The 13,515-nt window shown below is 74.4% G+C and carries 14 protein-coding genes; 7 read left to right on the forward strand and 7 right to left on the reverse strand.

All coding sequences use genetic code 11. The features are described from left to right. The first annotated feature begins 164 nt into the window (after positions 1 to 164). The 3 genes from OG617_RS14085 (at position 165) to OG617_RS14095 (ending at position 2,632) form a co-directional block, all read left to right on the forward strand. A complete protein-coding gene (locus OG617_RS14085) occupies positions 165 to 1,589 on the forward strand; it encodes an MFS transporter (protein ID WP_405101976.1) in 1,425 nt (474 codons plus the stop codon). 177 nt (positions 1,590 to 1,766) lie between these two features. Further along, positions 1,767 to 1,961 (forward strand): hypothetical protein, encoded by a 195-nt coding sequence (locus tag OG617_RS14090; protein ID WP_405101978.1) that lies wholly within the window; start codon positions 1,767 to 1,769, stop codon positions 1,959 to 1,961. A gap of 122 nt (positions 1,962 to 2,083) precedes the next feature. Then, on the forward strand, positions 2,084 to 2,632 hold the full coding sequence (locus tag OG617_RS14095; protein WP_405101980.1) for a YbaK/EbsC family protein: 549 nt from the start codon (positions 2,084 to 2,086) through the stop codon (positions 2,630 to 2,632). A gap of 51 nt (positions 2,633 to 2,683) precedes the next feature. Here the strand turns inward: OG617_RS14095 and OG617_RS14100 are convergent, their stop codons facing one another. The 4 genes from OG617_RS14100 to OG617_RS14115 all read right to left on the reverse strand — a co-directional run bounded on the left by OG617_RS14100 (position 2,684) and on the right by OG617_RS14115 (position 6,159). Then, a complete protein-coding gene (locus OG617_RS14100; protein WP_405101982.1) occupies positions 2,684 to 3,319 on the reverse strand; it encodes a DsbA family protein in 636 nt (211 codons plus the stop codon). Positions 3,320 to 3,377: 58 nt separating this feature from the next. Next, positions 3,378 to 3,809 (reverse strand): SufE family protein, encoded by a 432-nt coding sequence (locus tag OG617_RS14105; RefSeq protein WP_405101984.1) that lies wholly within the window; start codon positions 3,807 to 3,809, stop codon positions 3,378 to 3,380. Positions 3,810 to 3,877: 68 nt separating this feature from the next. After that, positions 3,878 to 4,303: a CBS domain-containing protein gene (locus OG617_RS14110; RefSeq protein WP_405101986.1), complete on the reverse strand. Its 426-nt coding sequence runs from the start codon at positions 4,301 to 4,303 to the stop codon at positions 3,878 to 3,880. A 59-nt stretch (positions 4,304 to 4,362) separates the two neighbouring features. Next, complete coding sequence (locus OG617_RS14115; protein WP_405101988.1) at positions 4,363 to 6,159, reverse strand: proline--tRNA ligase; 1,797 nt, start codon at positions 6,157 to 6,159, stop codon at positions 4,363 to 4,365. 339 nt (positions 6,160 to 6,498) lie between these two features. Here OG617_RS14115 and OG617_RS14120 point away from each other — a divergent pair, with 339 nt between their 5' ends. The 3 genes from OG617_RS14120 (at position 6,499) to OG617_RS14130 (ending at position 8,712) form a co-directional block, all read left to right on the forward strand. Further along, the gene (locus tag OG617_RS14120) at positions 6,499 to 7,266 is read left to right on the forward strand and encodes an SGNH/GDSL hydrolase family protein (protein ID WP_405103698.1); all 768 of its coding nucleotides are present in this window, start codon (positions 6,499 to 6,501) and stop codon (positions 7,264 to 7,266) included. After that, positions 7,266 to 7,712 carry an imidazolonepropionase-like domain-containing protein gene (locus OG617_RS14125; protein WP_405101990.1) on the forward strand — a complete coding sequence of 149 codons (447 nt, stop codon included), beginning with the start codon at positions 7,266 to 7,268 and terminating at the stop codon, positions 7,710 to 7,712. The genes OG617_RS14120 and OG617_RS14125 overlap by 1 nt, the downstream gene beginning before the upstream one ends. Before the next feature lie 97 nt (positions 7,713 to 7,809). After that, positions 7,810 to 8,712 (forward strand): sulfurtransferase, encoded by a 903-nt coding sequence (locus OG617_RS14130; protein WP_405101992.1) that lies wholly within the window; start codon positions 7,810 to 7,812, stop codon positions 8,710 to 8,712. Between the two features lie 116 nt (positions 8,713 to 8,828). Here the strand turns inward: OG617_RS14130 and OG617_RS14135 are convergent, their stop codons facing one another. From OG617_RS14135 to OG617_RS14145, 3 genes are all read right to left on the reverse strand, one after another. Beyond that, the gene (locus OG617_RS14135) at positions 8,829 to 10,010 is read right to left on the reverse strand and encodes a hypothetical protein (protein WP_405101994.1); all 1,182 of its coding nucleotides are present in this window, start codon (positions 10,008 to 10,010) and stop codon (positions 8,829 to 8,831) included. Further along, the gene (locus OG617_RS14140) at positions 10,007 to 10,552 is read right to left on the reverse strand and encodes a SigE family RNA polymerase sigma factor (RefSeq protein ID WP_405101996.1); all 546 of its coding nucleotides are present in this window, start codon (positions 10,550 to 10,552) and stop codon (positions 10,007 to 10,009) included. Before OG617_RS14140 ends, OG617_RS14135 begins: the two co-directional genes overlap by 4 nt. Before the next feature lie 863 nt (positions 10,553 to 11,415). Next, a complete protein-coding gene (locus tag OG617_RS14145) occupies positions 11,416 to 11,604 on the reverse strand; it encodes a hypothetical protein (RefSeq protein WP_405101998.1) in 189 nt (62 codons plus the stop codon). A gap of 123 nt (positions 11,605 to 11,727) precedes the next feature. Here OG617_RS14145 and OG617_RS14150 point away from each other — a divergent pair, with 123 nt between their 5' ends. Continuing rightward, positions 11,728 to 13,515: an HSP90 family protein gene (locus tag OG617_RS14150; protein WP_405102000.1), complete on the forward strand. Its 1,788-nt coding sequence runs from the start codon at positions 11,728 to 11,730 to the stop codon at positions 13,513 to 13,515.

The raw sequence follows: 13,515 nt of genomic DNA on the forward strand, positions 1-13,515 counted from the left end.
CGCCGGCTGGCTTGACTTCAATCGGGGTTCAAGGGGGAGGCTGGCCGCATGTCGTGGGAACTGTTCGGGCCGCAGGCCGGCCGGGGGCGGCCGGTGGGTGGATGGCGCCGTCGGGATGCGTCAAGGCGGGCCCCGGTCCGGGTGTCCGGTACGGCCGGACACCGGTGACCGCCGCGGCCGCGTGCCCGGTCGCGCCGGAGCGCCTGTTCGCCCCGCGCCTGCGGGCCATGACGGTGGGCGTGGTGGCCCTGGTCTCGCTGATCGCGTTCGAGGCGCTCGCCGTCGGCACCGCGATGCCCACGGTCGCCCGCGACCTCGACGGGCTGTCCTGGTACGGGCTGGCGTTCGGCGGCCCCTTCGCCTCCGGCGTGGTGGCCATGGTGGTCTCCGGAATCTGGTGCGACGCCCGAGGCCCCCGGGCACCGGTGTGGCACGGGGTCGGCTGGTTCGTCGCCGGGCTCCTGCTCGCCGGCACCGCGTCGACGATGAGCGTGCTGGTGGCGGGTCGGTTGCTGCAGGGCTTCGGCTCCGGCCTGCTCTCGGTGGCGCTGTACGTGGTGGTGGCGCGGGCGTACCCGGAGGCGCTGCACCGGCGGATCTTCGCCGCGTTCGCGGCGGCCTGGGTCGTACCGTCGCTGGTCGGGCCGGTGCTGGCCGGGCTGATCGTCGAGCACCTCGGCTGGCGCTGGGTCTTCCTGGCGGTGCCGGCGGTGGCGGTGCCGGCGGCGCTGCTCATCCAGCCGAGCCTGCGGGCCGTTGTCTCGCCCGTGGTCCGGCTGGCGGCGGGCGCGGCGGCCCGGGTCGGTTGGGCCTGCGGGGCGGGGGTGAGCGCCGCGCTGCTGCACTACGGGGGGCAGCAGCGCGGCGCGTCGGCGGTCGGCCTGGTGGCGGCGGCGCTCGCCGGCCTGCTGTGCTGTGCCCCGCGCCTGCTGCCGGCCGGCTTCCTGCGGGCCGGCCGGGGCCTGCCGATGGTGATCGGGCTGCGCGGTCTGGCCTCCGCCGCGTTCGCCAGCGCGGAGGTGGTGATCCCGCTGATGCTCTCCCGGGAACGCGGGCTGTCGCCGACCGAGGCGGGCCTGATGCTCACCGTCGGGGCGCTCTCCTGGTCGGCCGGGTCCTGGTTACAGGGCCGGCTGCCCGCGCCGGACAGCGCCCCGGGGAGCGGGGGCCGGGCTCGGCTGCCCGTGCCCGGTTCGCCGGCCACCCTCGTGCGCGCCGGACTGGTCTGCATCGCCGTCGGGACGGCGACGGTGGCGCTCGCGGTGTGGCCGGCGGTGCCGTTACCGGTCGGCGTGCTCGGCTGGGCCGTCGCCGGGCTCGGAATGGGGCTGCTGTACCCGTCGCTGTCGGTGCTCACCCTGGAGCTGTCGGCCCCCGGCGAGCAGGGGCGCAACAGTTCCTCCCTGCAACTGGGCGACTCGCTGTTCGCGGCGTCGGTGCTGGCGCTGACCGGCGCGGTGCTCGCGGTCGGGTCGGCGCCGGGCCCGGGCAGCTACACCGCCGTCCTCGTGCTGGCCGCCGTCCTGGCCGGGCTGGGCGTCCTCCTCGCCGGCCGGGTGGTGCCGGCTCCGGCCGGGCCGGCCGGATGACAGAGCCGTTCCGCCGCCGCGGTGCTCCCCGAGGTGGCAGGCCCGGCTCCCCGGGCTGATCGTCTTCGGCGACCCCGGCAGGCAGCCGGAGCTGGGCCGACCACCTGGCCGACACGTACGGGGGAACCGGCCGGAGATGAGAAGTCCACTCGTTTGGCGGCTGCCTACGGTGACCTCATGCTGGTTCTCGTCACCACCGTGACCCTTTACGTCTGCGGATTCGTGTTCCTCTACGGGGTGATCCGGATCGCCGTCCGGCACGCCTTCGAGGACCTGGAGGCCCGCCGGCCCGACCTGCTCCGTGCCGAGGAGGTCGCCGCCGCCGAGGACCGGACGTTCGTCCGGGACAACCCGTTCGTCGCCAACGGCTGACGGCCGCCCGTTCCGACCGGGGCGGAACGGGTCCGGTGGGTCGGCCCGGGCACGGGGCCGGGTCGATCCATGACGGGCCTCCGCGAGCACGTGGGATGGCGGGGTGCGAGGATCCACCCGTGATGGGGACGTTGAAGACCGAGCCCGCCCGGACCCGCCTGGACCTGCTGGCGCCCCCGGTGGCCGCCGCGATCGGGCAGTGGGCCGCCGACGCCCCGGTGGACGTCGACGACGTGCTGGTGGCGCCGATCGACGCGGACCTCGCCGACACCGCCGCGTTCTGCGCCGCGTACGAGGTGGGGTTGGACGTGTCGGCGAACTGCGTGGTGATCGCGGGCCGGCGCGAGGGCGAGGTGCGGTACGCCGCCTGCGTCGTGCTCGCCACGACGCGCGTGGACGTCAACGGGATGGCCCGCCGGATGCTCGACGTGCGCAAGGCGAGCTTCGCCCCGATGGCCGACGCGGTCGAGGCGACCGGGATGGAATACGGCGGGATCACCCCGATCGGGCTGCCCGAGGACTGGCCGATCCTGGTCGACGCACGGGTGATCGCCGCCCCGCACGTCATCATCGGCTCGGGCGTGCGGCACAGCAAGATCGCGCTGCCGGGGCCGGCCCTCGGCGCGTTGCCCGGGGCGCGGGTGGTGGAGGGCCTGGCCAAGCCGGCGTGAGCCTCAACTTTGTCGATGTTGTTGCACGTGAAACATCGTGATCTTCGATGGTCAGCGGGCGCCCGACTCGCGCTGCTCCACCTCGGCCAGGGCCGCCAGCAGGGTCTGCGGCTCCTGAGCCCCCGTGACCGCGTACTTCCCGGCCAGCACGAACGTCGGGACGCTGGTCACGCCCAGCTCCCGCGCGGCGGCCAGCTCGGCGGTGACCTCCGACGACCCCTCTTCGGAGTCGAGGAAGGCCCGCACCTCGGCCTCGTCGAGCCCTGCCCCGGCGGCGAGCCGGGCCAGCGCCGCACGCGATCCGACATCCACGCCGTCGCTGAAGTGGGCCCGGTACAGGGCGTCCACGGTCTCGGCGGCGAGCCCTCGCCGGGTGGCGTACCAAACGAGCCGGTGGGCGTCGAAGGTGTTGGCGGCGACCGCCCGGTCGAAGTCCAGCCGCAGCCCCGCGTCCGCCGCGACTTCGGTCACGTGGGTGAACATCTGCTCGACGCGTTCCTGGCTGCCGAACTTCGCGGCCAGCCCCGCCACGAGTGGCTGCGGGGTCGGCACCGGCGACGGGTCGAGCTGGAACGGCCGGTACCGGACCGTCACCTCACCGTCGTACGACTCCAGGGCCTGCTCCAGTCGACGCTTGCCGATGTAGCACCAGGGGCAGGCCACGTCGGCGTAAATCTCGATCTCCATGACCGGAGACAACCCGCCGACCGGCGCGGCTGTTCCCGGTCGGTCGAGGTTCGTGGCGTCAGGCGGCGGTCTGCTCCCGGACCTGGCGCTTGAGTCGGGCCAGGATCGCCGTGCCGCCCCGGACCCGCAGCGGGCTGATCACCTGGGCCAGCCCCATCCGCTGGTAGAGGTCGTCCGGCACGGCGAGCACCTCCTCGGCGCTCAGCCCGGCCAACCCCTCGGCGAGGATGCCCGCGAAGGCGCGGGTGGTCGGCGCCTCCGGCGGGCAGTCGAACCAGGTGGTCACCGTGCCGTTCGGCGCGACCTCGGCGCGCAGGAAGAACGCCGTCTGACACTCGGGGACCTGTTCCATGCCCTCCCGGCCGGCCAGTTCCTCGGGCAGCGGCGGGATGACGTCGGCGTACTCCAGCAGCATCTCCAGCACCACGTCGCGGGGTGCGGAGGCGAACTCGTCGACGATTTCGGCCAGCTTGGTCGGCATCTCGGGCATCCAGTCAGGCTACCGGTGCCGAGAGTGGGCCCTCCTCTACCGGAGGCGTTGAGAATGGACCCTTCCTTTCAGCCGGTAGGGGCCTGCTCGCTGATGTCGCTGAGGGCGGAGGCGGGGTCGAACTGCATGGCAAGGTCGCCGAGGGAGACGATGCCGACGAGCTTGCGCTCGCTGTCGCAGACGAGGATGCGGCGGACGCCGCGCTCGCGCATCAGCGAGGCCGCCTCCCCGGCGGTCGAATGCTGCTCGATCATCACCACCTCCCGGGTGATGATCGAGCCGATGGTGGTGCTGGCCGGATCGCTGCGCTCGGCCACCGCCCGGACCACGATGTCGCGGTCGGTCAGCATGCCGGCGAGGCTGGCACCGTCGGTGACCACCACGTCGCCGATGTCCGCCTCCTTCATCACCCTGGCGGCCTCGTCCAGGGTGGTCTCCGCAGGCAGGTAGACCACCTGCTTGGTCATTACGTCGCTGACCCGGTAACCGGTCATGAGAGCCTCCGAATGCGAACCTGTGTCGATTCGGTGACCGGTACCCAATGCGGCGGTCACTACACCATCTCTCCCTGCGGTCGCTGCCACACCAGCTCCCCCCGGGCGCGCAGCGCCTCGTCCCGCAGCCGGTCGACCAGCCCCTCCATCGGCAGCTCGGCCCGCTCGCCGGTGGCCCGGTCGCGCAGCTCGACGTACCCGTCGGCGAGGCGGCGGCCGACCACGACGGCGCGTGGGACGCCGATCAGCTCGGCGTCGGTGAACTTCACCCCGGCCGAGACGTGGGTGCGGTCGTCGACCAGCACCCGCAGCCCGGCGGCGGCGAGGCGACCGCCGAGGTCGAGCGCCGCGTCGAGCTGCGGCCCCTTCCCTGCCGCCACCAGGTGTACGTCGCACGGCGCGACCGCCGCCGGCCAGACCAGCCCCCGGTCGTCGTGGTGCTGCTCGGCGATCACGGCGACCGCCCGGGACACCCCGATGCCGTAGCAGCCCATGGTGGGGCGGACCGGCTTGCCGGCAGGGCCGAGCACGTTGACGGCGAACGCGTCGGTGTACCGGCGGCCGAGCTGGAAGATGTGCCCGATCTCGATGCCCCGCCGCATGGTGAGGGTCCCGGCGTCGCAGGCCGGGCACGGGTCGCCCGGGCGCACCTCGGCCGCCTCGATCGTGCCGTCCGGGGTGAAGTCCCGGCCGCAGCTTACGTCGGTGGCATGCCGGCCCGGCTCGTTGGCGCCGGTCAGCCAGGCGCTGCCGACGCCCACCCGGGGGTCGACGAGGTACCGGATCCCCAGCTTGCCGAGCAGCTGCGGGCCGATGTACCCGCGTACCAGCTCCGGGTGGTCGGCCCAGCCGTCGAAGACCGCCACGGTGGCCGGGGCGAGCGCCGCCGCCACCCGCTTCAGATCCACCTCGCGGTCGCCGGGCAGGCCGATCACCAGCAGCTCGGCCTCGTCCGTGCCCGGCCGGCGGACGGTCAGCACGACGTTCTTCAGGGTGTCGGCGGCCGTCCAGTCGGCGCGGTCGGCGAGCCGGCGGGCGTTGGCCAGCTCGACCAGCGCGGCGATGGTCGGGGTCTCCGGGGTGTCGTGCACGGCCGACGCCGGATGCGCGGACGGGTCGCCGGCGGCCGGGGCCCGGGTCACGACCGCCTCGGTGTTGGCGGCGTGGGCGCAGGCGGTGCAGCCGACGAAGGTGTCCTCGCCGACCGGGGTGGCGGCCAGGAACTCCTCCGACGCCGACCCACCCATCGCCCCGGACGTCGCGCGGACCACCGTGTGGTCGAGCCCGAGCCGGTCGAAGATCCGCTGGTACGCCGCCCGGTGCCGGTCGTACGCTGCCTGGAGGCCCGCGTCGTCCAGGTCGAACGAGTACGCGTCCTTCATGAGGAACTCGCGTCCGCGCAGCAGCCCGGCCCGGGGGCGGGCCTCGTCGCGGAACTTCGTCTGGATCTGGAACAGCGTCACCGGGAAGTCCCGGTATGAGGTGAACAGGTCCTTCACCAGCAGCGCGGCCAGCTCCTCGTGGGTCGGGGCGAGCAGGTGCTCGGCGCCCTTGCGGTCGGCCAGGGTGAAGATGTCGTCGCCGTACTCCGTCCACCGGCCGCTGGTGCGGTAGGGCTCGGCCGGCAGCAGCGCCGGGAAGTGCACCTCCTGGTCGCCGATCGCGGTCATCTCCTGCCGGACGACCTCGGTCACCCGGTCCAGCACCAGCTTGCCCAGCGGCAGCCACGTGTAGCCGCCCGGCGCGGCGCGGCGGACGTAGCCGGCGCGCAGCAGGAGCCGGTGGCTCGGCACCTCCGCGTCCGCCGGGTCCTCGCGCAGGGTCCGGAGCAGCAGGGTCGACATGCGCAGCAGCATCAGCGCAGCGTACGGCCAGCGAGGGAGGGGCGACCGTCATTTTCGACGTCGTGCGGCCCCGCACGACGACGCCGGGCAGGTTGTCGGCCACCTCGACACACTCGCTCTGGCCGCGGCGGGTGGACCTGCGCCAGGTAGCGCCGACCCGATGCCACGGGAGCTGTTCGAGCGGTTCGTCGCCCGGGGGCCGTACCGGAGAGGGATGGTCGATCCGCCGCCCTGCAACCGGTGATTTGGGCCTGGGAGGTGGGACACGTCGGCCCGGTCCGGTTCACCGGGCCCCGACGGCAGTGCCAGACTGATCGTCGCTTGGCGATCCGAGGAGTACGGGAGGGCGCGTTGCGCTGGCGCAGTTTTGTGGCGGTGGGGGACAGCTTCACCGAGGGCATGGACGACGCGTACCCGGACGGCACCTACCGCGGCTGGGCGGACCTGGTGGCCATCCGGCTCGCGGCGGAGGCCGGCCCCGACTTCCGGTACGCGAACCTGGCGATCCGGGGCCGGCTCTTCCCCAATGTCGTGGCCGAGCAGGTGCCGGCCGCGCTGGCGATGAAGCCCAACCTGATCAGCTTCGCGGCCGGTGGTAACGACGTGCTGCGCCGCACGTTCGACCCGGACGCCCTGGCGGCCCGCTTCGACGCCGTGGTCGGCCGACTGCGCTCGGGCGGCGGGGACGTGGTGCTGTTCCGGTTCGCCGACGTGATGGCCCGGCTGCCCGGCCAGCGCCTGGTCGCCCCCCGGGTCCAACTGCTCAACCAGGCCGTCGGGGAGACCGCCGAGCGGCACGGCGCGATCCTTGTCGACCTGTACGCCGACGACACCTTCCTCAACCCGATGCTGTGGAGCACCGACCGGCTGCACCTGTCGGCGGCCGGGCACCGGCGGGTCGCCGCGCAGGTGTTGACCGCGCTCGGGATCGGCTGCGACGAGGAGTGGCTCATGGTCCCGCCGCACCCCGCGCCGACGCCCTGGCTGGCCGCCCGCGCCGCCGACCTCCGTTGGGCGGGCCAGCACCTGGCCCCGTGGATCAAGCGCCGGCTGACCGGCCGGTCGTCCGGGGACACGGTCACCGCGAAGCGGCCCCGACTCGGCCCGTTCGCCGACTGATGCCCACCCTGCACGCCGCGCGGCTGCTGCGCCGTACCCTCGACGACCCGCCGGGGCCCGGCGGGGCCGTGCTGGTGGCCGGGAGCCGGATCGAGGCAGTCGCGCCGCTGGACGAGCTGCTGGCCGCGTACCCCGGGGTGCGGTTGCGGCGGTGGGCCGGGACCCTCGGGCCGGCGCTGGTGCACGACGGGCCGCTGCCGGATGCCCCCACCCCGCGCGAGCGGGTTTACGCGCTGTTCCGCTCCGGGGCGGCGGCGGTCCCGGCCGCGCACCTCACCGACCCGGGCCTGCGGGCGGCGGCGGTCCGTGGCGACGTGGCGGTCCTCGACCGAGTACGACCGCCCGCGCTGGACGTCGGTGGCCGGGCCGACCTGGCCGTCTTCGCCGACGACGGGACCTGCCTCGCCACGGTGGTGGCCGGCCGGCTCGTGCACCGCCGCGCCTGACCGTCCCACGCCCGCACGCCCGCACCGTGTGGCCCTCCATAATCGTCTGCTTCCGATGTGGGGCATCCCGTCGGGGAACCGGCGTACTTTGAGACTCATGCCTGTGCCGAGTGATCCGGACCCTCGCCTTCAGTCGTATGCCGACCCGCAGCGGCTGGTCACCACCGAGTGGCTGGCCGAACACCTGGGCGACGAAGGGCTGGTGGTGGTCGAGTCCGACGAGGACGTGCTGCTCTACGACACCGGGCACATCCCGGGCGCCGTGAAGGTCGACTGGCACACCGAGCTGAACGACCAGGTGACCCGGGACTACCTGGACGCGAAGAGCTTCGCCGAGCTGTGTGCCGCCAAGGGCATCGGCCGCGACGACACCGTCGTCTTCTACGGCGACAACTTCAACTGGTGGGCCGCGTACGCGCTCTGGGTCTTCTCGCTCTTCGGGCACGCCGACGTGCGGCTGCTCGACGGCGGCCGGCAGAAGTGGGCCGCCGAGGGGCGCGAGTTGACCCGGGACAGGGTGACCCGGCCCCGCGCCGAGTACCCGGTGCCGCAGCGCAACGACGCGCCGATCCGGGCGTACCGGGAGCAGGTGATGGCGCACGTGGCCGCCGGCCGGCCGCTGGTCGACGTGCGCTCGCCCGGCGAGTACACCGGCGAGATGCTGCACATGCCGGACTATCCGCAGGAGGGCGCGCTGCGCGGCGGGCACATCCCGGGCGCGGTGAACAAGCCGTGGAAGTCCGCCGCGAACGACGACGGCACGTTCAGGTCCGCCGACGAACTGCGCGCCCTGTACGCCGACCAGCTCGGGCTGAGTCCGGCCGACGACGTGGTGGCGTACTGCCGGATCGGGGAACGGTCCAGCCACACCTGGTTCGTGCTGCGTCACCTGCTCGGCTACCCGCAGGTGCGCAACTACGACGGCTCGTGGACCGAGTGGGGCAACCTGGTCCGGGCCCCCGTCGTACGGGGCGACCAGCCGGGCGGTCTAGCGAGCTGAGCAAGATCCTGATAGGTGCCGTAGCGCCTCGACCAGGGCATCTGTCGTGGCGGCCACAGTACGGGCGGCCGTACGGGGACCGACCGACGCGGCGGCGCGGGGGCAGGCCGGCGCGCTCAGCCGGCGGCGAGGGAGACCTCGCCGTGCAGGTCCTGGACCACGCCGGTCACCTCGCCGGTCTCGGGCTGCCAGCGCAGCAGTCCGCCCGGGGCGTGGCGCAGCAGCACCGCCCCGTCCCGGTCCCAGCCGAGCACCTCGCAGCAGCCCTTCGACCGGTCCCGACCCAGGTCGAGCAGGTGGGTCACCACGCCGGTTTCGGCGTTCAGCAGCGCGACGCCCTCCCGCCCGCCCATGGTGTCGGTGGTGATCCAGCCGGCCCGGGCCATCCGCTCGCCGCGCTGCCAGCCCCGCCCGTAGAACTCGTCGACCCGGTGGCCGCGGGGCAGCGCGCGGAAGTCGACCGGGCCGCTGCCCCGGTGCGTCTCGTCGCCGCTCCAGCGGACCCGCGTCAGGCTCGGCGGCGTGCCGCCCAGTTCGAGCAGGGCGTTCGGCGGGGCCGTCGGGTCGGGCGCGACGACGTCCCACGGCGACACCGGGATCTTCCGGCTGGTGCCGGTGTGCGGGTCCATGTCGTACGTGGTGTCGTCGTCGCCGACGAGCAGCCGGCTGCCGGACCAGAGGACGTGCTCCAGATAGCCCCTGAGCGGGTGGCGGCGCACGGCGGCGGTGGTCAGGTCGACCACGATCACCTCGTCGGTCTGGGCGAAGGCGGCGGTCCGCCCGTCCGGGGAGAGGCTCCCGCTCTTCAGCGGCACCGCCTCGTTGCCTCCGGCGTCGCGGGTCGGGGCGGGAGTGACCACGTCGAGGTCCCGGACGAGGCCGTCGTCGCCGAGCACCCGGATCCGCCCCTCGACGGCGGTCTCCGGGTCGATCGGCTGGTAGAGCGCCAACGCCCTGCGGACCGGCCGGGCCGAGAGCGTCGCGCCGACCGGGTCGCCGAGGCGGCCCAGGGGGCGCCCGGGATAGGCCAGGTCGGCCGGGATCGTCTGCACGGACACGGGGTGCGGGACCGGGCTCCGGTCCGGTGTCGCGGTGGTTGCCGGTGGCGGCGGGTCAGCGGGGCGCAGGGCCAGCGCCGTACCCCCGGTGAGCAGGACAACCGCGAGCGCGGCGGCACCGGCGGCACGGCGGGCGCGACGCACCCGGCGGGCCCGCTCCCAGCCGGCTGCCGCGGCGTGCGCCGGGCGGACGTCCTCGGCGGCGACGGTGAGCAGCCGGTGCACTTCCTCTTCCCTCACGGGTTCACCTCCATCCCGGTGACCAGGCCGTTGCCGGGCCGTCCCTCGTCGTGACCAAGCTCCGGCGCTACCTCGCGGAGCCGGCGCAGCGCTGCGTGGCACTGGCTCTTCACGGTCCCGACCGTGACGCCGAGCGCCTCGGCGGTGGCCGCCTCGGTGAGGTCCTCGAAGTAGCGCAGCACCAGCACGGCGCGCTGCCGGGGCGGCAGGTGGCCGAGCGCGTCGCGCAGCGCGAGCCGCAGTGCCCCGTCGCCCTCGGCCGTTGGCCGCTCCGGCGGGTACGCGCTCAGCCACTCCCGGCGGCGACGGCGCCACCAGGAGACGGTGTCGCGGTAGAGGATCGCCCGCACGTAGGCGGCCGGGTCGCCACGCCGCACGGCGGGCCAGCGCAGGGCCAGCTTCAGCAACGCCTCCTGGAGCAGGTCCTCGGCCTGGTGCCGGTTGCCGCAGACCAGGTAGGCCGCGCGCAGCAGCCGGTGCTGGTGGCACTCGACGAAGGTGACGTAACCGTCCCGCCCGTCGTCGATCGTCGGCGCTGCCATTCGCCCTCCCTCCGGCCAGCGTCGCGCATACCGCGTCACCAGGCAGACGCACGGGGACCCGGAAAAGGTTGGCCGACCCCGGCCGGCACCGCCACGGAGATCCGACCGCACTGCGCGGCTGCCCCACCCAGCACTGCGCGGCTGGCACCGCTGCGGCGCCCGGTGGGCGTCGGCCAATCGGGGCAGCGCTGGGCCGAACATCTGGCCTCGGCGATGACAGGCCGCATAGCGGTGACCGGCGCTCAGCGGCACCGGGGCGGCTGGGCGGTTGCAGCCGGCTCGGCGGTGGCGGGTGGCTGCGGCTTGGCCGGTCCCAGCGCCCGCCACGACGCGACGGTGACGAACACGAAGACACCGGCCCGCCGGGCACCGGGTGCTGGGCGAGCGCCAGCCCGGTCAGCGCGACGGCCTGGGCGGCGAGTACGGCGCGGAACGCGGGCACCGTGCCGAGCCGAGCCACCAACCGACCCGCCCCCAGTCCACCGGCGAGGCCGCCGAGCACCGCCGCCGCGGCGAACAGTCCGTACCCGGCCGGCGGCACCCACAGCACGTCGAGCGCGTAGAGCACCAGCACCGCCATCAGCCCGCTGATCGCGAGCTTGCTCCCGGCGGTCGCCACGGTCAGCCGCCACAGCGTCGCGTCCCCACACCCCCACCGCCCCCCTCGCCCCCCGCCACACCGCCCGCCCGCGCCCTCCTCCCGCGTCACGCCCCGCCTGTCCTCCGCGATCTTGCAGTTGTGGCCCGCACTCTGGGGCTTTTCGCCGGATTCGTTCGGGCACAAAGTGCAAGATCGCGGGGAGTGGGGTGGGAGTGGGAGTGGGGGCCGAACAGCAGCGGCGGGAGCTGCCCGGCGACGGTCATCACGGCCATCGCCCGGGGGCGGCCAGCAGGGCCAGGGCGGGGGTATGCAGGCTGTCGCCGAATCGGGAGGAGACGGCGGCGGACCAGAGCAGCCGGTAGTCGCGACCGAGGCCGACCGGGGCCGACCGGCCGGGGCACGGCGGGGCGTGGCGGGGGGCGGCGGGGGCGGCCGGGGCAGTACGGGGCATGCGGCGGACCCTCGGGGCTCAACCCGGTCGAGGGTCAAGTTCCGGCGGACGGGGGCGGGGGCAGCCGGCCGTCGGCGATCACCGGTACGGTGAGCGCCGGCACCGGACCGGGGAGCAGCAGGCGTGGACCGCACCTTCCAGGTCGACCTCCGAGGCGTGGTCGACCTGCTCAGTCACCATCTCTACGGCAGCCCACGGGTCTACGTCCGTGAGCTCATGCAGAACGCGGTGGACGCGATCACCGCGCGCCGGGCCACCGAGCCCGACGTCCCGGCGTTGGTCCGCATCGAGCCGCCCGAGCTGACCGGCGACGGAACGCTGCGGGTGCACGACACCGGCATCGGCCTCACCGAGGCGCAGGTGCACGAGCTGCTGGCCACCATCGGCCGCAGCTCGAAGCGGGACGAGTTGGGCTTCTCCCGCCACGAGTTCCTCGGCCAGTTCGGCATCGGGCTGCTCTCCTGCTTCCTGGTCGCCGACGAGATCCGGGTGGTCACCCGGCACGCCGACGAGCCGACGGTGCTCTGGACCGGGTACTCCGACGGCCGGTACGCCGTCGCGACCGCCCCCGCCGGGCAGCGGCGGGCCGAGCCGGGGACGACGGTGACCCTGGTGCCGCGCCGCGACGCCGGCCAGTGGTTCGCCACCGGGACGGTCACCGACCTGGCCCGGCTCTACGGCTCGCTGCTGCCGGTCACCGTCCGGGTCGGCGACGTGGTCACCACCGCCGGGGATCCACCCTGGCCGACCGCGCCCGGCACGCCCGCCGACCGCCCGGCCCTGCTCCGGTACGCCCGGCAGCACCTCGGCGTCGACCCGTTCGACGTGGTGCCGCTGTCGGTGCCGGAGGCGGGGCTGACCGGCGTCGCGTTCATCCTGCCGACCCCGGTGAACCCGGCCGCCCGCGCCGGCCACCGGGTGTACCTGAAGCGGATGCTGCTCACCGAGCACGCCGACGGGCTGCTGCCCGACTGGGCGTTCTTCGCCCACTGCGTGGTGGACGCCAGCGAGCTGCGCCCCACCGCCAGCCGCGAGGCGCTCTACGAGGACACCCTGCTGACCGCGACCCGGGAGGCCCTGGGCGCGCAGGTGCGCGGCTGGCTGGTCCGGCTGGCCCGGCACGACCCGCGCCGGCTCGCCGAGTTTCTCCAGGTGCACCACCTGGGGGTCAAGGCGCTCGCCCTGCACGACGACGAGATGCTCCGCCTGGTCGACCAGTGGTGGCCGATGGACACCAACGTCGGCACGCTCACCCTGGCGGAGTTCCGCCAGCAGCACGGCCTGATCCGGTACGCCGCCGGCCTGGACGAGTTCCGCCAGCTCGCCGCCGTCGCCGCCGCGCAGGACCTGGCCGTGGTCAACGCCGGCTACACGTACGACACCGAGCTGATCGAGCGGCTGCCGACGGTGGACCGGTCGGTGCTCATCGAACGGCTGGAGCCCAGCGACCTGACCACCCGCTTCGAGGCCCTCGACCCGCAGGTGGAGCTGGCCCTCCGGCCGTTCCTCGCCGGGGCGCAGCGGGCCCTGGAGCGGCTCGGCTGCGAGGTGGTGATCCGGGCGTACGACCCGGTGTCGCTGCCGGCGCTCTACCTGGTCAGCCGGTCGGCGGCGTTCAACGACCAGCTGACCGCGACGCGGGACCGGGCCGACGAGCTGTGGGGCGGGGTGCTCGACGCGCTCGCCGCGTCCGCCCCGCCGGACCGCCCGCAGCTCGTGCTCAACCACCGCAACCCGCTGGTCCGCCGGGTCACCACCCTCGACGACCCGGAGCTGGTCGGGCTCGCCGTCGAGGCGCTGTACGGGCAGGCCCTGCTGCTCGGGCACCATCCCATCCGCGCTGCCGACGCCGCGCTGCTGAACAGTTCCTTCCTCGGCCTGCTCGGCCGGGCCGTACCGGGACGGGAGTGA

This window comes from Micromonospora sp. NBC_01412 (assembly GCF_045040215.1).
Taxonomy (GTDB): Bacteria; Actinomycetota; Actinomycetes; order Mycobacteriales; family Micromonosporaceae; genus Micromonospora; species Micromonospora rubida.